Origin of the sequence: Mycobacterium syngnathidarum, assembly GCF_001942625.1 — a bacterium.
Classification (GTDB): domain Bacteria; phylum Actinomycetota; class Actinomycetes; order Mycobacteriales; family Mycobacteriaceae; genus Mycobacterium; species Mycobacterium syngnathidarum.
Genome location: NZ_MLCL01000027.1, coordinates 29,770 through 47,953, shown reverse-complemented (window position 1 = coordinate 47,953; position 18,184 = coordinate 29,770). Strand labels below are relative to the sequence as shown.

General features: G+C 66.2%; 17 protein-coding genes and 4 pseudogenes. 12 read left to right on the top strand and 9 right to left on the bottom strand.

From position 1 onward, the window contains the following. Nucleotides 1–3: 3 nt before the first annotated feature. The 5 genes and pseudogenes from BKG60_RS07790 to BKG60_RS07770 form a co-directional block, all read left to right on the top strand. A complete protein-coding gene (locus tag BKG60_RS07790; RefSeq protein ID WP_011331216.1) occupies nt 4–1,671 on the top strand; it encodes a long-chain-fatty-acid--CoA ligase in 1,668 nt (555 codons plus the stop codon). Beyond that, nucleotides 1,668–2,456, top strand: a complete 789-nt coding sequence (locus BKG60_RS07785) for an enoyl-CoA hydratase/isomerase family protein (protein ID WP_011331215.1) — start codon at nt 1,668–1,670, stop codon at nt 2,454–2,456. Before BKG60_RS07790 ends, BKG60_RS07785 begins: the two co-directional genes overlap by 4 nt. A gap of 8 nt (nt 2,457–2,464) precedes the next feature. Then, a complete protein-coding gene (locus BKG60_RS07780; protein WP_011331214.1) occupies nt 2,465–3,625 on the top strand; it encodes an acyl-CoA dehydrogenase family protein in 1,161 nt (386 codons plus the stop codon). Nucleotides 3,626–3,716: 91 nt separating this feature from the next. Beyond that, a complete protein-coding gene (locus tag BKG60_RS07775; protein ID WP_011331213.1) occupies nt 3,717–4,475 on the top strand; it encodes a 3-hydroxyacyl-CoA dehydrogenase in 759 nt (252 codons plus the stop codon). Continuing rightward, a pseudogene (locus tag BKG60_RS07770) lies at nt 4,472–4,711 on the top strand (MaoC/PaaZ C-terminal domain-containing protein); the annotation flags it as partial. The gene BKG60_RS07775 and the pseudogene BKG60_RS07770, both read left to right, overlap by 4 nt. Before the next feature lie 335 nt (nt 4,712–5,046). Here BKG60_RS07770 and BKG60_RS07765 read toward each other — a convergent pair. After that, nucleotides 5,047–5,673 (bottom strand): tyrosine-type recombinase/integrase, encoded by a 627-nt coding sequence (locus BKG60_RS07765; RefSeq protein WP_011331207.1) that lies wholly within the window; start codon nt 5,671–5,673, stop codon nt 5,047–5,049. Nucleotides 5,674–5,703: 30 nt separating this feature from the next. Further along, complete coding sequence (locus BKG60_RS07760) at nt 5,704–5,967, bottom strand: hypothetical protein (RefSeq protein WP_225330463.1); 264 nt, start codon at nt 5,965–5,967, stop codon at nt 5,704–5,706. A gap of 167 nt (nt 5,968–6,134) precedes the next feature. Between BKG60_RS07760 and BKG60_RS07755 the strand changes: the two are divergent. Together BKG60_RS07755 and BKG60_RS07750 are read left to right on the top strand one after the other, a co-directional pair. Continuing rightward, nucleotides 6,135–6,558 (top strand): annotated as a pseudogene (locus tag BKG60_RS07755) (transposase); the annotation flags it as partial. 40 nt (nt 6,559–6,598) lie between these two features. Beyond that, nucleotides 6,599–6,877: pseudogene (locus tag BKG60_RS07750) on the top strand (serine hydrolase domain-containing protein); the annotation flags it as partial. A 186-nt stretch (nt 6,878–7,063) separates the two neighbouring features. On the opposite strand, the gene BKG60_RS07745 reads toward BKG60_RS07750, so the two are convergent. After that, nucleotides 7,064–7,837 carry a FadR/GntR family transcriptional regulator gene (locus BKG60_RS07745; protein ID WP_075909486.1) on the bottom strand — a complete coding sequence of 258 codons (774 nt, stop codon included), beginning with the start codon at nt 7,835–7,837 and terminating at the stop codon, nt 7,064–7,066. Between the two features lie 695 nt (nt 7,838–8,532). Here BKG60_RS07745 and BKG60_RS07740 point away from each other — a divergent pair. Continuing rightward, a pseudogene (locus tag BKG60_RS07740) lies at nt 8,533–9,652 on the top strand (adenylate cyclase regulatory domain-containing protein). A 372-nt stretch (nt 9,653–10,024) separates the two neighbouring features. Here the strand turns inward: BKG60_RS07740 and BKG60_RS07735 are convergent. After that, nucleotides 10,025–10,276 (bottom strand): zinc finger domain-containing protein, encoded by a 252-nt coding sequence (locus BKG60_RS07735; RefSeq protein ID WP_420865449.1) that lies wholly within the window; start codon nt 10,274–10,276, stop codon nt 10,025–10,027. 405 nt (nt 10,277–10,681) lie between these two features. On the opposite strand from BKG60_RS07735, the gene BKG60_RS32765 reads away from it, so the two are divergent. Both BKG60_RS32765 and BKG60_RS07725 read left to right on the top strand, forming a co-directional pair. After that, on the top strand, nt 10,682–10,966 hold the full coding sequence (locus BKG60_RS32765; protein WP_324614534.1) for an ANTAR domain-containing protein: 285 nt from the start codon (nt 10,682–10,684) through the stop codon (nt 10,964–10,966). 117 nt (nt 10,967–11,083) lie between these two features. Continuing rightward, the gene (locus tag BKG60_RS07725) at nt 11,084–11,380 is read left to right on the top strand and encodes a hypothetical protein (RefSeq protein WP_131721944.1); all 297 of its coding nucleotides are present in this window, start codon (nt 11,084–11,086) and stop codon (nt 11,378–11,380) included. A 95-nt stretch (nt 11,381–11,475) separates the two neighbouring features. Here the strand turns inward: BKG60_RS07725 and BKG60_RS07720 are convergent, their stop codons facing one another. Continuing rightward, the gene (locus BKG60_RS07720) at nt 11,476–11,712 is read right to left on the bottom strand and encodes a three-helix bundle dimerization domain-containing protein (protein WP_047040632.1); all 237 of its coding nucleotides are present in this window, start codon (nt 11,710–11,712) and stop codon (nt 11,476–11,478) included. A 131-nt stretch (nt 11,713–11,843) separates the two neighbouring features. On the opposite strand from BKG60_RS07720, the gene BKG60_RS07715 reads away from it, so the two are divergent. Both BKG60_RS07715 and BKG60_RS07710 read left to right on the top strand, forming a co-directional pair. Next, nucleotides 11,844–12,440, top strand: a complete 597-nt coding sequence (locus tag BKG60_RS07715) for a Chromate resistance protein ChrB (RefSeq protein ID WP_052773270.1) — start codon at nt 11,844–11,846, stop codon at nt 12,438–12,440. Next, nucleotides 12,437–12,892 (top strand): YkvA family protein, encoded by a 456-nt coding sequence (locus BKG60_RS07710; protein WP_047040634.1) that lies wholly within the window; start codon nt 12,437–12,439, stop codon nt 12,890–12,892. Before BKG60_RS07715 ends, BKG60_RS07710 begins: the two co-directional genes overlap by 4 nt. A 343-nt stretch (nt 12,893–13,235) precedes the next feature. On the opposite strand, the gene BKG60_RS07705 is transcribed toward BKG60_RS07710, so the two are convergent. Genes BKG60_RS07705 through BKG60_RS07690 form a run of 4 tightly spaced genes read right to left on the bottom strand, consistent with a single transcriptional unit; the run spans nt 13,236 to nt 17,562 of the window. Beyond that, a complete protein-coding gene (locus BKG60_RS07705; protein ID WP_047040635.1) occupies nt 13,236–14,048 on the bottom strand; it encodes an enoyl-CoA hydratase/isomerase family protein in 813 nt (270 codons plus the stop codon). Then, nucleotides 14,045–15,214 (bottom strand): acyl-CoA dehydrogenase family protein, encoded by a 1,170-nt coding sequence (locus BKG60_RS07700; protein WP_052773271.1) that lies wholly within the window; start codon nt 15,212–15,214, stop codon nt 14,045–14,047. The genes BKG60_RS07705 and BKG60_RS07700 overlap by 4 nt, the downstream gene beginning before the upstream one ends. Nucleotides 15,215–15,225: 11 nt before the next feature. Next, nucleotides 15,226–16,371: an acyl-CoA dehydrogenase family protein gene (locus BKG60_RS07695; protein ID WP_052773272.1), complete on the bottom strand. Its 1,146-nt coding sequence runs from the start codon at nt 16,369–16,371 to the stop codon at nt 15,226–15,228. 3 nt (nt 16,372–16,374) lie between these two features. After that, the gene (locus BKG60_RS07690; protein WP_047040638.1) at nt 16,375–17,562 is read right to left on the bottom strand and encodes an acyl-CoA dehydrogenase family protein; all 1,188 of its coding nucleotides are present in this window, start codon (nt 17,560–17,562) and stop codon (nt 16,375–16,377) included. Nucleotides 17,563–18,184: the final 622 nt, after the last annotated feature.

Below are 18,184 nucleotides of genomic sequence, written 5' to 3'. Positions count from 1 at the left end.
GTCATGAGCCACGAGATCGTGAGGGGCCTGCCCTCCACCCACGGCGACCACTATCAACTCAACACCACCACCATCATCCGGCACGCCGCGCGCACCTATCCCGAGCAGGAGATCGTGTACCGCACCGCGGACGGCGGCTGGGACCGGTACACCTACGCCGATGCCTACGCGCGAATCCAACGAAGTGCCAATGCACTTCGCTCGATCGGCGTCGGGCCGGGCGATGTGGTCGGGATCCTCGACTGGAACAGCAAGCGGCACTACGAGCTGTACTGGGCGATTCCCGGCCTCGCTGCCGTGATGTTGCAGATGAACCTGCGTTTGGCGCCAGAGGATCTCGCTTACGTCACCGGACACAGTGATGCATCGGTGGTCCTCATCGACGAGTCGCTGCTTCCGGTTGCCGAGGCGCTGGCACCGCATACGCCGAACGTGAAGACGTGGGTGGTGATGACCGATAAGCCGCTGGCCGACATCACCACCACGCTCCCGCACGCGGTGCACTGGGAGGACCTGCTCGCGGACGCCGGCCCGGAGATCGACTGGCCGGTCATCGACGAAACCTCCTCCTACAGCGCGTGTTACACCACCGGCACCACCGGCAGGCCCAAGGGCATCTACTACTCGCATCGCGGCATCTACCTGCACACCCTCGCCGAGGTCGCCGGACTCGGGATGAGCAGCGACGATGCCGTCATGCTCATCACGCCGATGTTCCACGGCCAGGGCTGGGGCCTACCCCAGGCGGCCGCCTACAGTGCCGCAAAAATCGTGCTGCCCGGTCGCTACATCGCCGAGGACACATCCGTCCTCGTGGACGCGATGATCGCGGAGCAAGTCACCGTCGCAAACGGTGCGCCGGCGATCTTCCAGCCCATGATGAACTACATCAAGACGCTTGCGGTCGCACCGGACTTCTCCCGCGCGCGGCTGCTGTCCGGTGCCACCGAGCCGCCGCTGTCGCTGATGCGCGACTTCCACGACATCACTGGAGCCGACGTCATCCACGCCTACGGCGCCACCGAGACCACCCCTCTGGTCGCGGTGAACCGGGGACTGAAGCCCTCGCTGCGCGGTGTGATCTCGGACGAGGAGAAGTGGGATCTCAAGCGTAAGCAGGGTTTGCCGGTCAACGGCATCGACATCCGGATCGTCGACGCGGAAGGCAACGATCTCCCGCACGACGGCACGAGTCAGGGTGAAGTGCTGCTGCGCGGACCGTGGATCATCGAGCGCTATCACAAGCTCGACGACGACGCCGACAAGTTCCTCGACGGGTATTGGCGTAGCGGCGATGTCGGGACCATCGACCCGAATGGTTACTTGAAGATCACCGACCGGATCAAGGACGTGGTCAAGTCGGGTGGCGAATGGATTTCCTCCATCGACATGGAGAACGCACTCGTTGCCCATCCGAAGATCGCCGAGGCGGCCGTCATCGGCGTCCCGCACCCGAAGTGGCAGGAGCGTCCAGTAGCACTCGTCGTGACGACCGACGGGCAGGAACTTCCACTGTCGGAGATCCACGAATTGCTCGCCGATGCATTCGCCAAATGGCAATTGCCCGAGACCGTCCTGTATCTGGACCAGCTGCCCCGCACCAGCGTCGGCAAGCTCGACAAGAAGGCCATGCGCGCCGCGCACACCAACGTCTACGAGGACGTCCGATGAACCCCGACAACGCCCCGCTACGCACGGCCCGCGACAGCCACCTCCTGATCCTGGAGATCAACCGGCCCAAGGCTCGCAACAGTCTGAACGAGGCGGTGCTCACCGCCTTGAACACCGAGCTCGTCGCGGCTCGGCACGACGACGAGATCCGTGCCATCGTGCTCACCGGCGCCGGCGGGATCTTCTGCGCCGGAGCCGACATCACCAATTTCGACGCCATTCGCGACCAGTCGCTGCTCGGCGATCGAGCCGCGCTGGGCGGCACCATCTGGGCCGACCTGGGCCGATTCCCGAAGCCGGTCCTCGCTGCGGTCGAGGGCCTCGCACTCGGCGGCGGCTGCGAGTTGGCGCTTGCCTGCGACATCGTCATCGCCGGCGAATCCGCCAAGTTCGGTGTCCCGGAGGTGAAGCTCGGCGTGATCCCGGGCGGCGGCGGAACCCAGCGCCTGATTCAGGCCGTCGGCAAGTCCAAGGCGATGGCCCTACTGCTCACCGGCGACTTCCTGTCCGCACAGCGGGCGTGCGCGGCCGGCATCGTCGCCGAGACCGTCCCGGACGGCACCGCCCTCGAAGCGGCGGTCGCCATGGCGCAGCGGATCGCCGCCAACTCACCGCTCGCGGTGGCGCTGGCCAAGGATGCCGCCCTCCAGGCCCTGGAAACCTCTCTGGCGCAAGGACTCGAGCACGAGAAGCGCAACTTTCACGTTGCCATCCATTCCGCCGACAGCCGCGAGGGCCAGGCCGCGTTCCTCGCCAAGCGCGCCCCCGAATTCACCGGAAAGTAGGACCGATCATGAGCGAGCTGTTCCCCGATTACCGCTCCCCGTGGGAGACCGACGATCAGGCGCTGCTGCGTAAGCACGCCGCCGAGTTCTTCCGCAAGGAAGCCACCCCGAACCAGGACCGTTGGGCCGCGCAGCACCAGGTCGACCGCGAGTTCTGGACCAAGGCCGGCGCCGCGGGACTGCTGTGCCTCGACATCGCCGAAGAATACGGCGGCGGGGGCGGCAACTTCGGCCACGAGGCGATCGTGCAGCAGGAGATCGCCTACGCCCACGACACCGCGTTCGGCTTCGCCGTGCACTCGACGATCGTCGCGCACTACATCGCCGCCTATGCCACCGAGGACCAGAAGAAGCGCTGGCTATCGAAATGTGCGAGCGGTGAGAGCGTCCTCGCCATTGCGATGACCGAACCCGGCACCGGCTCGGACCTGCAGGCCGTACGGACCACCGCGGTTCGCGACGGCGGCCACTACGTGATCAACGGCTCGAAGACGTTCATCTCGAACGCGTCGCACTGCGACCTGCTCGTCATCGTCGCCAAAACGGACCCGAGCCAAGGTTCCAAGGGTATCTCGCTGCTCGTCGCGGAGACGGAGAATCTTCCGGGGTTCGAGCGTGGGCGGGTGCTGGACAAGATCGGCCAGCACGGCCAGGACACCCGCGAGTTGTCGTTCACCGACATGCGGGTGCCGGCAGCGAATCTGCTCGGCGGCGTCGAGGGGCAGGGCTTCTACCAGCTGATGGGTCAGCTGCAGCGTGAGCGGCTGATCCTCGGTGTCGGCGGTGTCGCGGTGGCCGAGGCCGCGGTGGCGGAGAGCATCAGGTACGCCAAGGAACGTCACGCCTTCGGCAAGCCGATCCTGAACTTCCAGAACACGAAGTTCGTACTCGCCGAGTGCAAGACCGACGTGCTGGCCGGCAAGACCCTGATGGACCACTGCATCCAGCGTCACCTCGACGGCACCCTCGACGCGGCGACCGCGTCGATGGCCAAGCTGTGGGGCAGCGACAAGCAGTGCGAGATCGTCGACCGCTGCCTGCAGGTCTTCGGTGGCTACGGCTACATGATGGAGTACCCGATCGCGCAGATGTACGCCGCTTCCCGCGTGCAGAAGATCTACGGCGGCACCAACGAGATCATGAAGGAACTCATCGGCCGCGCCTTATGAGGTTGACCTTCGCGCAGTGACACCACTGCGTCAGTCACACCTCACTTTGTCAAAAACCCGATGTTCTCAACCTATTTCGTCAGGAGTATTCATGCATATCACCGGAACCAACGCACTCGTCACCGGCGGAGCCTCGGGCCTCGGACTGGCCACCGTCACCGCCCTCGCCAAGTCGGGCGCCCGGGTAATCGCCGTCGACCTGCCCACCGCGAACACGGATGCGCTGGCTGCTCTCGGCGACACCGTGGAATTCGCTCCGGCGGATGTCACCGACGAGGCCGCGGTCACCGAGGCGGTCGAGCGCGCCAACGCGGAGTCCTCACTGCGAATCACCGTGAACTGCGCCGGCATCGGCAACGCCGTCAAGACCGTCGGTAAGAACGGACCGTTCCCGCTGGCCGAATTCGAGAAGATCGTCAAGGTCAACCTGACCGGAACCTTCAACGTCATCCGCCTCGCCGCGCACGCGATGTCGCAGAACGAGCCCGTCGACGGCGAGCGCGGCGTGATCGTCAACACCGCCTCGGTCGCGGCCTTCGACGGGCAGATCGGACAGGCCGCGTACTCGGCATCGAAGGGCGGGATCGTCGGCGCCACCCTGCCGATCGCCCGCGACCTGGCGTCGCTGCTGATCCGGGTGAACACCATCGCGCCCGGCCTGTTCAAGACCCCGCTGCTGGGCACGCTGCCCGAGGCGGCTCAGATTTCGCTGGGACAGCAGGTGCCGCACCCGAACCGGCTCGGCGACCCCGCCGAGTACGCGCAGCTGGTCGAGGCGATCGTGACCAACCCGATGCTCAACGGCGAAACCATCCGCCTCGACGGCGCGATCCGCATGGCGCCGCGGTGAAACCCGTCGGCGTGCAGGTGGGATCGCACCATGAGCACACACGCCTTGTATACGCCGAGGACCTGGGCATCGGCCAGCGTTTCGACTTGGGCTCACACACGGTGACCGAGGCCGAACTCGTCGACTTCGCCACCCACTGGGATCCCCAGTGGTTTCACATCGACCGGGCGGCGGCGCAGGACGGCCAGTTCGGTGGCCTGATCGCCAGTGGAATCCACACGTTGGCGATCCTGCAACACCACGACGCCGTCCATATCCGATACGGCCTGACCGAAGCCGCGCTCCCGCGCGCTCATCTCCCACGGCTGTTCCAACCCCGGCGAGGTCTCGCGCGACCTCACGGCCCTACTCTCGGCCGTGCCCCCGCCGGATCCGACAAACACCACGACCACGCACGCCCGGCAGCGGCTATGAGTTCCCGGACGCGGAAGACCACACCCATCGACGGTGCCGCACTTGATTGGTCTCTTTCGGCCCCCCTCGAGCAGATGCGCTCGGGCCGAACAGTCAAGGTGCTGAACAAGATACGCAGACACGCGCCGGAACTCGTCACCGTCAGCTACTGAGAGATTCAGCGGGAGCGCCGCCGCGCAGCGGGATCGGTCTCGGCCTGCCAGCGCCCCAGCGCCTCGGCGGAGACCTTCGCGTATTTGACCAGGCTGCGCACCGAGGTGTGTCCGCTCAACGCCATCAGCATCGGCGTGGAAGCGCCCTTCTCTGCGGCGTGGGTCAGTCGCGAGTGCCGCAGCTGGTGCAGCGTGAACGGTCCGCGTCGCATCCCTTCGGTGTGCTCCTCGAGGAGCGTCGCGGCGCGGCGGTAGGAAAGTCGGGCGCGGCCGGTCGAGTTGTCGGTGTCGGTCTTGGCGACCGACGGCTTGGCTTTGCGGTCGGTCAGGAACAGCGGCCCGGACTTCCGTCCGGCGATCAGCCGGGGCAGCGGCCGTGCGGTGCCGGTCTGCCAATAGATCACCTCGCGGGCGCCGCCCTTGCGGGTGACCGTGGCGCATCGGTTCACGGTGTCCAGGTCCTCGATGTCGAGATTCAGGATCTCCTCCGCCCGCGCGGCGGACTCATACAGCATCGACCAGAACACCCGCTCGCGCAGGGCCGCGTCCATGCCCAGCAGCTCCGCAACCTCGGCGGCGGTCATCGCCTTGCTGTTGTCCGGCGCACTCGGCCGCGCCCGCAGGCGCGACACCGGATCGCCGGTCAGCCACTGTTGATCGCGTCAGTAGGCGCACGCCGCCGACACCGCGGTCAGCCGGAGGTTGTAGGTCTTGGGGGCCTTGTCGCCCCACACGTAGTCGAACCACCCCGACACCCGATCCGGGTTCAACAACCCGACATCGCCGTCCGCGCCGAAGTCGCGCACCATCCGATCCAACGCCGAGGCGTAGGCGCGGCGGGTGTTCACCGCCGCGATCGTGCCCAGAAAGGTCCGCGTCGCGTCCGCCAGCCGGATCCCGGCGGCCCGCGCCGGTAGCGAGCTCACCGATCCCACCCCGACCGCCCTTCAGCACTACGGCAGATAGTTTCCGGAGTCGCCCATCTCCGGAACGACCATCGCGGCAGGACGACTCACGAGTTACGGCAGATAGTACGCTACTATCTGCCGTAAATCCTTAGCGCCGGATTTCGAGAATCTGCTCCCCGACCCCCAAGAAGGACTGGGCGGCGATCGCCAAGGATCTCAAATTGGTCTACACCGCGGCAAGCGAGTCGGCGGCGTTGGATGCATTCGTCGCGTTCAGCGAGACCTGGGGCCAGCGCTACCCGGCGATCGTCAAGCTGTGGGACAACGCGTGGGCCGAGTTCGTGCCATTCCTGGCCTTCGACAAGGAAATCCGCGGCGTGATCTGCACGACCAACAGCATCGAAAGCCTGAACTCGCGCATCCGCAGGGCCGTCAACGCCCGAGGGCACTTCCCGACCGAGCAGGCCCGCCCTGAAGTGCGTCTACCTGGCGATCATGAGCCTCGACCCGACCGGCAAAGGCCGACAACGCTGGATCAACCGCTGGAAGGCACCCCTCAACGCGTTCGAGATCGCCTTCCCCGGACGTTTAACCCCAGAACGAAAGTAACACTACAACAACGAGTTACACCGTTAACTTGACAGTCTCGGGCGCGCTGCCGGTATACCTCGATGGCAGACCGGTTGTTGATGTGTGGATCGGGTGGGGCCGATCGTCATGGCAGCGTACCGTCGGCGGCCAACACCGGCGCGATGGCGTTTTCAGCGACAGAGGGATTGGCTTCCACGGTCATCCGTCGGCTTGTCGACCGGGGATTGCTTCCTACGACGTGCCGGTCGCCGAATACTGGCCCGAGTTCGGCGCGAACGGCAAGTCAGCCATCACAATTCGCGACATGATGCGCCACCGCGCCGGGCTGTCTAACCTACACCGCCCAAGCCGTCCATCTCCTCGATGACGAGCCCAGTCAATAAAGATCATTGTTGTCTGCATCAACCCTGCCAAGCCAGGGACGCGACGCGGGCTGCGTGTTGGGCATGCATCGGTGGATGGCTTCGCTGCCTGATGCCCCGTAAGCGCGTTGTGAAAACGGTGACGAGCGAGGGGGTCGGCGTCACTGGAGCCAACGCTCTCGGGGGAGCAGCGGCTCGTCGAGGCGGCCGTTTGTGTCGAGCATTCGCTCGAACTGGTTCAGGTGACGTTGCATTGCGCTCGACGCGCGGTCGGCGTCGCCGGCAGCCACCGCACGCGCGATGCTCTGGTGCGCCCGGCGGGTATCCTCCATGTCTAGCTCGGTGAGCGACTCACCTGGGACGTGCCACGACAACTCTTGCTCGAACATCGATATGACGAGCCGCAAGACCTCGTTGTTGCTGCAAACCGCGAGAGCCTCGTGGAACTCCACCGATGGTTCCCATGAGCCGTTTCGAGATGTGGCGTCAGCGATCGCGAGTAGCCAGCCGCGCTGCTCGTCGGTGGCCGACCGGGCTGCCATAGCGGCAATAGCGGGTTCGAGGAGTTTGCGGAACTCGTAGAACTTTCTGGTTGAGGTTTCAGCGAGGGTCAGTAGGAGCGCAACGGATCTGCTGATCTGCCGCAGGTCGGGACGAGTTACCCGAATGCCACCGCGTGGGCCTCGGCGGATTTCGATCAAACCATCGGATTCGAGCAGGCGCAGCGCCTCTCGCACGGTGCCTCTGCTAAAGCCCTCTCCGGAGATCAACTCCGCTTCCGAAGCCAGTTGGTCGCCGGGCCGCATCGCGCGGCCGAGGATTTTTGCGCGGAGCCGGTCGGCCAGAATATCTGACGCCTTGGGTACTCTTGTATAGCGGCGCGCTGCATGCGGTATCTCAGATGTGTTTGCCGCCTGGTCGATATCGCTGTCCACTCCCGCTCCTATGCCCTGCTTGGCGTGACGTGGGGCGGAGCTTCAGCTCCAGCCTGCAGCCCTCTGATATAAATCATACTGAATTGCACGAGAATTCGCTGACGTGACTCGCAAGTCATTGCCTCGCGTAGTCTCGTGGTCAACTCAAGGGAGTGTGGGGCGGCGTCACGGATAGCCCGGCGTTGTCGGTTCTGTGGTCATTCGCGCGATCGGCTATGGTCAGTCACCGGCGGACGAGGGACGTAAGCCAACTCTATAGCAGGTCAATGGGTATCCCGCTCGGCGGGATCTTGGCATGGCGGGCCCGCGGTCAACCTCTGCACCTGTTAGCGATGTCGACAAGCAACGGGACCGAGTCACGGTTCAGGATCCCGTGTAGCGGCAACCCGGGTCGGCCGTGGAGGCGATGTGATCGCGACGCCCGAAAAGTGTGGAGATCATCCCAAGCGCCAGACGGGGTGGCCGGTCGTGGCCGACGCCCGGGAATTCTTGCGAGTCACCGTTGGATATCGGGCTATGCCCAAGTTGCTCGTGGGGCCGTGGCGATATTTGGCGTGCAAATACCTCACTGATTCGGAAGCCCGGTTCCGCATGGACCGAGCGCGAAGTTTCGCGAAGTTGTCCGAACGCACCCGTCGACTTGTGGCGCTGCGAATCGATGCGGTAGGCGATGCATCGAGCAGTACGTTTGCGGTATGGCAGCTAACCACGACATCGAGGAGTTTGGTATGCTCGACGGCCTTGAGGGCCAAGCCCGCGAAGAGCGTGCCGACCTCGTCACATGGCTGATCGGAAAAGGCTACCCCCTCGACGAGATACGTAGATCGCTCGCTACGCCTCTACTGCTGCCCGCGAACACGATCTTCGGCGACGACGGGACCTATGTGTCCGCGCGTGAGATCAGCGAATCCACAGGGATCGAATTGGACCTCCTGCAGCGCCTCTACGGCGCGGTCGGAAGGCCGAGGATCGACGACCCCGACGCAGCCGTACTGCTGCGCGCCGACGGAAAAGCGATCGCGCACGCGAAATTCTTCCTCGACATGGGCGTCGAGCCGGACGAAACGGTTGCCGTGATGCGCATGCTGATCGCGGGACTGGGGTGCCGCCGCGACGATGCGCGATGCGGCCCTCAACACCCTCCTGCGGCCGGGGACAAGTGAAATCGAGCTGGCGCAGGCGGTCGAGCAGCTGGCGCGTCGATCCGCGCCTCACCTCGGACCGCTGATCGAAGACCTATTGTTTATGCAACTTCGCACTTCGTTCCAGGTTGAGGCCGTGAGCGCCGCTGAGCGGGCTGCCGGAAGATTACCCGGGGCCCACCAGGTAACGGTGGCGTTCGCTGATGTTGCCGGCTTCACCAAATTGGGGGAGGTGCTGCCACCTCTGGAGCTTGAACGCGTTGCCAGTCGGCTCGCCGAATCGGCCCAGCACGTAGCGGTCACCCCGGTGCGGCTGGTGAAGTCGGTGGGTGACGCCGTGATGCTCATGTGCTTCGATCCGGCGCCATTGCTGCGGGCAATCCTCGACTTGGCTGACGACGCGGCAGCAAATGGCTTGCCGCGCTTGCGGATCGGCGTGGCTTCCGGACTGGCGATCACACGCGGGGGCGACTGGTTCGGCAGTCCTGTCAACGTGGCCAGTCGAGTAACGGCAGCGGCGCGGCCGGGGACGGTGGCGGTCGCCGACTCCACGCGCGAGGCCGTCGGCAACGCTGCGGACTTCACCTGGTCGTCGATGGGCGCACGCCGGCTCAAAGGCGTGAGCGGCAAAGTAAAGCTCTTCAGGGTCCAGCGCGCCCGGCAGGCTGAGTAATCGCCTTCACCGACTTGCGTATGGCCTTGCGTTGCGGTCGCAGACTCCTGGTTCGGGAAGACAAACGGTCCAGGCTCCGGATAGCGACGAGGTGTCGGTGCCGTGGCACGCCGATCTGGCTGTAGCATTCACCAACGCCGCTGGTTGATTCGGCATGATTAGATGGTGTCGCGCGAGGGGACATCGAAAACCGTGCTAGCCGCGATTGTTGACCGCCTCACCGCGACCGCTTATCTGTAATGAGATGAACAATTGGCGTGTTCTTGCTGGTAGCAACGTAGATTACATGTGTAGAACGTCTGCTCTTTCAGCGACACGTGCGACACATGTTGCCGACGACTTCTCGAACTAGTTGAGCCGTAGTGCCCGGCCTTAGTCGGACTGGCGGTAGCCGTCGCGGATGATCGGGCGTTGTGTCCGGCGGCGCCACAGGAAAAGTGGGTGCTGGGTGGATTCGTTGACGAGCGTGTACTTGATGTAGCCCAGGTCGAGGAGCTCATCGTGGCGGTAGCCGCGCTCGCGGTGGTAGCCGACGAGACTGGCGCCCGGGCGCACCGTTTCACAGGGTCGGCGACTTGGGGCGCCGCAACGTGGGCATTGGACGCTGGCCCGGCCGTCGTCTATGTCACCGATGATCAGGTCGCCTTTTCACGGTTGCGGGTGCAGTCAGCGTGCATGGTGTGCACTGTGACGACGGGCGTTGCGCTGGGCCGACCGCGGCGATCGGTGCGGTGGAGGGGGCGAAGGGAGCCTGGTGGAGGAAATGTGGAAAACGGTCCACCTGTTCGTCCCTTCGGATCGGACAGCAAGCGAGGTTCTAAATTACCTCCGGGAGCAGATCAATGTGATCGCCCACGAAGCAGGCGAGTTCGTCTGTCGGATCAGAATCGGTGATGGCGTCGACCAGGCCAACGGTTGGCATAAGTGGTCGGCGTCGTACCTGCCTGGACCTCCCGGGGGCGTCGGAGGAAGAGATGACTGAGCACCGCGATCGCCGGGTTCGGCGTCGCGAGTTTGTTCTTCTGCGAGGTGGCTGTTGTTCATAGCCCGGGGGTACACAGGGTTGATCGAGATGATTCCGGCGCGGAAAGGGTGGACGAGGTGAGCCAGTTGGGCCGGGGTGCGGACCCGTCGTCACGCCGAGTGATCGATGTAGCGATCGGCGTTTTGATCGGATGGCGTGGGTGTTCTGAGCGGGACGCGTTCGACGAGATCGCCTGTGCGGTCCGAGAATCCGGGGTGGGAATCGGGAGCATCGCGCGGTGGCGCTGCGTCTGTGGGGCGATGTCATGCCGGCGCGGTTGGCGTTGGTGAACGCGTCGACGAGCTGAACGCCGCAGTTCCTGGCCCGCGGTGCAACGGGTGGCGGTGGAGCTTTTTGGCTCGTTGTTGCCCGCGCGCATGGTCTGGTGCTCGGTTACGGTGTGCCAGATGAGCACGTCCACCGTCTCAGACCACGACATCGCAGCCGCGCGAGCCGCGGATGTTCGCCAGGCCGACTACTACCGGGGTGAGCTTTCGCGCCAGCGTGAGCTGCTCATTGACCGGATGGCGGCCCACGAGGCCGCGCTGGCCAAGTATCAACTGCGCGGCGAGATGAACCAGGTCCACCGCATCAGACGGGAGATCCGGCATCGCGAGCAGGAACAGTACGCGCTGCAACGCCTGCTTGATGCGATCGAGGAGCGATTCCCCGCTGCGGCAGGGCCCGGGCCGGCACACCTCTGACCGCTACCCAACCACGGAGCTGATCGGTTTGGGTGGTCGCGATCTCGATCTGGTGCCGCTGAGCGGTGCAAAGCGGGGCGGGCCTGCGCTGACGCCTAGGACGACCAGGTAAGCAGACCGGCGCTGCGGGACAACTCGGCGCGGGCATGCCGCTCGACGAGCAGCGGCACGAACTCCCGTATCGGGCTCTGCTCGAACCGGGCGTGCGCGCTGCGCACGGCGCCGGCCACATGGTCCGGCGGCAGGTCGGCGTAGCTGGCGGTGAGCCGCGCCACGACCTGGTCGATCAACAGCGTTTCGCTGATCTGGGCCACGTCGACAGCTTGGGGCATACACGCTGACCGCGTCAACGGGATCAATCTCACGGCTGCCGCAGCGAGGTTGGGTGCAGCTGCTGGCCACCAGATACCTCAGCCCGCGTAGCTGCTGTATCAGCATGATGTTACGGGTGTAACATCTCATTGTGGCTAGGGGCGACGAACTCGATTGGCTGGTGATCAGCGTGTCGACTGCTGGCGCGGCGGGCACGCTGCGGGTGCAGGTGTGGCGCAAACTGCGCTCGCTCGGTGCCTTATATCTGCAGCAATCGGTGTGTCTGCTGCCCGCCCACGCACATGTGGTCCGCGAAGTGCGGCGGCTGGCCGATCGGATCCATCACCACGGCGGCACCGCCCGCGTCCTACCGATGAGCTTCGTCGATCCCGCCGACGAACAGGCCGTGATCGACGAGCTTAACGCCGCCCGCGACGGCGAGTACGCCGAAGTCCTGGAGCGGCTCCCGGCGCTGCGCCAGGAGCTGGCCGATGAACGCGCTCGCGGACGGCTCACCTACGCCGAGGTCGAGGAGTCCGAAGCCGACCTGGACCGGTTCCGCAGCTGGCTGGCCAAGATCGCCGCCCGTGACTACTTCACGGCCCCCGGTGGGCACGCTGCCCGCGCAGCCGTCGACGCCGCGGCTGCTGAGCTGGCAGCGTTTGAGGACGCTGCCCTGCAGGCCGAAACATCCGCGCAAACCGATGCGCGCACCTCGCAGCGGCTGCACGTGGCGCACGAATCGTGACGGGCTCATTCGGGTGGGATCTCCTCATCGGCGTTGGCGGCGCACTCCTATTCGCCTGGCTGGCATTGCTGGTCGCACTGGCAATTCTCCGGCCGCGGGGAGGGCTACTGCGCGAGGCGGTGCGCATCCTGCCCGACGTGCTGCGGCTGGTGCGTCGCCTCGCCGGCGACAGCACCCTGCCGCGCGGGATCCGCGTCCGCCTCGGGTTGCTGCTGGCCTACCTCGCGATCCCGATCGACCTGATCCCCGACTTCATCCCGGTGCTCGGATACGCCGACGACGCCATCATCGTCGCCGCCGTCCTGCGCAGCGTCGTCCGCCGCGCCGGCCTCGACACCGTTCGCGCACACTGGCCCGGAACCGACGACGGATTCACCGCACTGACCCGACTCACCGGGCTGGCCAAGCCCTCCAGCCGACAACACAGAGACGTACCACCCCAACGTGGGTGACACCGTTACAGATAACACTGTCACCTACGACGTCAAACCGCGCTGAGAACCACGTGGGGAACAGTCCTACACACCCCTCAACCGTTACAGATAAGACTCTTGCCCTTCATCACGAAGGTTGGCGCCGGGGTAGAGGCCGCTAGAGCGCCGTCTCGGTCGCCGTGCTGCGAGTGACGTTGTCCAAGCACGGAACGTGCTTCTACAGCTGACGGCCGCGAGCGCGGAGATATCGTAGCGTCGGCAACGTCGTCAGTGGGACTCTGGCAGCCCGGCCGCGCGGCTGACGTAGTTGAGCACTGCCCGCGACAACGGCCTGCTGGCCTTAGCGGCTCAGGGTCACCGCTCAGCTAGCTTCATCGGCGGATCGGCGGATCTTGGAGAAATCAGGATCGCGCTTCTCGACAAAGGCTGCGCGGCCTTCGGCAGCGTCGGGCCCGGTCAGATCGAGGGTGGCCGACAGCCATTCGAGTTCGAGGAATCTTTCCAGCGGTACATCGAGCGCGCCGCGGATCATGCCTTTGGTCAAGCGCAGTGCCTCTGCAGGGCCGCGGGCGAGGGTTGCGGCGAGGTCGGTGGCGACGGTCAGCGCTGCGCCAGGCTCGGCGAGTTGACTGACCAGACCCGCGCCCGCGGCCTGCGGCGCGGTGAGCCGTTCGCCGCTCAACAGCAGCGCCGCGGCCCGGTGCCGGCCCAGCGCACGGGTTAAGAACCAGGCGGCTCCGCAGTCGGGCACTAGGCCGCGCGCCACGAACGGGGCCGCGAACACGGCGTCGCGGGCCGCTACAACCAGGTCGCAGGCTAATGCGAGGCTCCAGCCAGCACCCACCGCGGGCCCCTCGACAGCGGCAAGCACTGGTTTGGGCAACTTGAGCAGCGTGTCGAGCACGCGCTGTCCGACCAGCAACCGCGCCGCGGGCGCGCCGAGCCCCGCTCCGCGGGCCGGGGAGGTCTTGACGTCGCCGCCGGCGGAGAATGTCCCGCCGGCGCCGGTGAGTACCACCGCGCGACAGTTGTCGTCGGCGGCCACCTCATCGATTGCCTCACCCAGCTGGTGCCAGGTTTGCCAACCGAGGGAGTTGCGCGCACCCGGCCGGTTGAGGGTGAGAACCGCGACACCGGGTCGCGGCCGGTCGAACAGCACCTCGGGTTCACTCACTTGCTCGTCCTCCCCGCCGCGGCCAGCCTGCCGTGTGGTGCGGATGGCACAAGACGTTCGTCGCCGCGTAGCAGTGCGGCGAGCGCTGAACGTGCCCCGACCACAGTATCGGCGCCCCGACCGGCAACCGCGGCGCGATACCAGAGGTGCAGCCGCTGATCCCAGGTGAACCCCATACCCCCATGACACTGGATGGCGGCCTCGGCGGCCGCGAGGTAGGCCGCCGAGGCCCACAGGCGGCTGGCCCGAACGTCGCACATCGCGCCGGGCGCGCCCGCGGCGACGTTCCAGGCCGCCTGGTAGACGAGTGAACGGGCTCCCTCCACGCCGCTGGCGGCGTCGGCGAGCCGATGCCGGATCGCCTGGAACGCCCCGATCGGCCGCCCGAACTGCGTTCTCGTAGTGCAGTAGTCCACACTGCGCGCGATCACCTCGGCGCCGCCACCGACCGCCTCCGCATCGAGAAACAGGCTGTACAGCGTCGCGCAGCGCTCCTCAAGCGCCGACAGGCCAGGGTCGGTGTACAGCGCTTCGGCCTCCAGGCGGGTCCGGCGCAGGCGGACATCTGCGACGGGCCGACGCAAGTCCACGCCGGCTGACACGCCGACTTCGACTCCCGCCTGGTCACAGCCCACGAGCGCGAGCCCTGGTACGCCGTCCAGGTCGACCGGCACCACCACCGCCTGAGCGTCGCCGGCGGCGGGAACCCGCGCCAGCACTCCGCTGACCCGAATCCGGTTCGCTTCACGCACGGCGCACAGACGCCGGTGCCGCCACTGCGGCACCCCGTCGCGCCCGGATATGTCCGGAACCGGGGGCGCCGCGGTGATGACGCTGCCGGTGTGCAGTCGTTCGAGCAGCCCGCTCATGCCGGCGGCCTTCGCCAGCGGCATCAGGTAGCCGGCAACCACGTCCACCGGTCCGGGCACGGGGACCGCGCCGAACGCTTCGGCCACGTGCACGCCGCCGACCCAGTCCGCCGGCGCCCCGGTTTCTCCGGTTGCCGCGCCGAAGTGCTCCAACCATCCGGCCGACACCAGCTCCCGCCACGCCGTTGCCCGGTTGTCCCGGGCGGGCTCCCGGATCAAGTCGGGCATCCGCGCCTCGAGAAACTCCCGCAGCGCGGCCCGCAGCATTGCCAGTTCGTCATCGATCCGGTAGTCCATTCCACCCTCTTTCACCGGCGGTCGCTCGGCAGGCCGAGCGCCTTCGCGATCAGGTTGCGCTGGATCTCGCTTGTGCCGCCATAGATCGTTTCGGCGCGGGCAAACAACAACGAGCGGGTCCATTCCGACCACCCGGCACCGGCCGCAGCCACTTCTGGTCCGGCCGCCTCCAGCAGGGTGGCCAGTTGCTTCTGGTGGCTTTCGCTCCACAGAACCTTCGCGATCGGTGCGAGCATCCCTGGCTCGGCTGCATCAGCATCGAGCGCGAATACCCGGCGTACTGTGCTGTCCACCACGCGGGTGCGCACGAACGCGTCGACCAGGGCGTTCTCGGCGCACGCGTCGCGATGGACATCGTCCAGCGCGCTCAGCATCCGCGTCAGTTCACGCGACAGTTGCAGTGACCGCTGGGCCAAGGCGCTGGAGCGTTCCCGAGCCAAGGCGTAGGTGGCGACCGGCCACCCGTCGCCGATCCCGCCGACCACGTCGGCCGCATCGACGACCACGTCATCGAAGAACACCTCGCAGAACTCGCTGGTGCCCGTTAGATTGCGCAGCGGCCTGACGGTGATGCCGGGGCGGTCCATGTGCACCACGACCAACGTCGGGCCGGGCGAGTCGGCAACCTTGACCAGTAGGTAGCACCGCTGCGCGAACAGTGCGTAGGATGTCCACACCTTCTGGCCTGATACGAGCAAGTGGTCTGCCTTGGCAACCGCCCGGGTGGACACCGCCGCCAGGTCGCTGCCGGCCTGGGGTTCGGAGAACCCCTGACACCAGATGTCGTCGTGGCACAGCATCGGGCGCAGATACCGTCTTCGCTGCTCGTCGGTGCCGAATCGCATCAGCGCGGGGGCGAAGATGCCCATGCCGTTGGTGTTCATCGGCTCCGGCGCGCCGGTTTCGACCAGCGTTTCGACGAACGCGAGCTGTGCGTCTACCCCTAGTCCTTGGCCGCCGTACTCCGTGGGCCAATGTGGGGCAAGCCATCCCGCCTCGAACAGGCGCCGGCCCCACTCCCGGCGCATCGCGACGTAGGACTCGTCGTCGCCCGTTCCGACCGGGATGTCACGCCACCGTGGCGGCAGGTTCGCTTCAACCCAGTCTTTGAGCCCGGCTCGGTAGTGCTCGGCGCTTGCGCTCAGCCCCAAATTCACGACTCAGCACCGCCGCTGGCTGGTGCGCACGCCGGTGACCTCTGCGGCGATCATGTTGCGCAGGATCTCGGTGGTGCCCCCGCCGATGCCCATTCCGCGCACGTCGCGGAAGTACCGTTCCATCGGGTAGCGGGTGAGATATCCCTTGTGCCCCAGCAGCTGGATCGCCTCGTTGCACACCCGCACCGCGGCCTCGTTGGCGTACAGCTTGGCCATCGCGGTCTCGCGGATACCCGGGAAACCGGCGACATCGGTGCGCGCGGCGCGCCATAGCAGCAACCGCGCGGCATCCAGCTCGGTTGCCATGTCGGCGATCTTCCACTGGATGCCCTGGAACTCCAGGATCGGGCGGCCGAACTGCTCACGCTCCTTGGCGTATTCGACGGCGTCCTCCAGGGCGGCGCGCGCGACCCCGATCGACATCGCGGCGTTGCCGCACCGCTCGGGATTGAACTGGCGAATCAAAAACGAGGCGCCCTCTTTGGAACCGGGACGCGGTTCGAGGATCACCTGATCGCGGCGCACGGGGGCGTCGGTGAACCGCAGCACCCCCTCGGCCACGCCGCGACCGCCCATCTTCTCCTCGGTTTCGATCGGCGCCAGGCCTTCGACGTCGGCGTCCACCAGCACCGCGCCTATCCCGTCGGGACCGTTGGTCTCGGGCGCGCGACAGAACACCAGAAAGGTGTGCGCCTGCAGCGCGCCGGTGATGTGGCACTTGGCGCCGGTGAGCCGAAAGTCGTCGCCATCGGGGGCTAGTGTCGTGGCCAGCGCGGTGCCGTCCGATCCGGCCTGCGGCTCGGTCATCGCGACGGCGAACCGCCGAGTGCCGTCGACCACCTCGGGCAGGTACTGCTGGCGCTGCTGTTCGCTACCCATCCGGGCGATCACCCGCGGGGGTCCGTTGAGCTGCATCTGGATGGTCAGCGCGCTGGCCATGCAGCCCACCGCCAGCTCCTCGAGGACTAGACAGGCCTCGAACACCCCGAGGCCGCGACCGCCGTACTCGGTCGGCACGGTGAGCCCGGTGAAGCCGTTCTCGCGCAGGATCTGGTAGGAGCGCTCCGGGAATTCCTGGCGGCGGTCCCACTCAGCGGCGTGCGGGCGAAGCTCAGTGCCGGCGATGAGGTGGGCGCGTTCGACGAGTTCCTGTTGCGCGTCGGTGAGCTGGTCGAGCGCCGGGGTGGTCATTGGCACGTCCTTTCGTTCGCGGGAGCCGCGGCGTCAGCGTTGGGGCGCCAGATGAGCGCGATTTCCCAGCTACGAACCGCCATCGACCATCATAAAGTATAACTATTATCAGATAAACACAACATTTTGAAGTAGCGCCCGTGCCGCGGAGCCCGCGAACGCTACGGCTGGCGCGGCTCTACCCAACGTGACGCGGAGTCGCCGACGCGGTCGACCGAGCTGTCTGCGTGACCGCGTTGACCCAGCCGGCGCTGAGGGGCGAGATCGGGCGGTGCCAAGGTTTCGGCCATAAGCAGCACCTGTTGACTGCTGGTGTTGCCATCGCCCGCGAGCTGGCCGCTGGTCCCGGGTCAGTTGCTGTCGTGAACTGACTACGACACGATCGCCGAATGGCATCCAGCCCGGTCGGCGGCAAGACAGTCGAACCGGATCTGCAGTAGGGCTGTGAACCGCACCGGATTCGGCGATGCCGGTGTCTGTTCGCCCTGGAACAAGCATCGTTCGCGCCGAAATCCTTGCGCTGCGGCGATAACTCCGTCACCGTCGTCCGGGCAGCGACTGCCTCACACGGCGAGGCCGATCAAGCGACAGCCGCGCAGGGTTTCACCTGCCAGCTGACAAC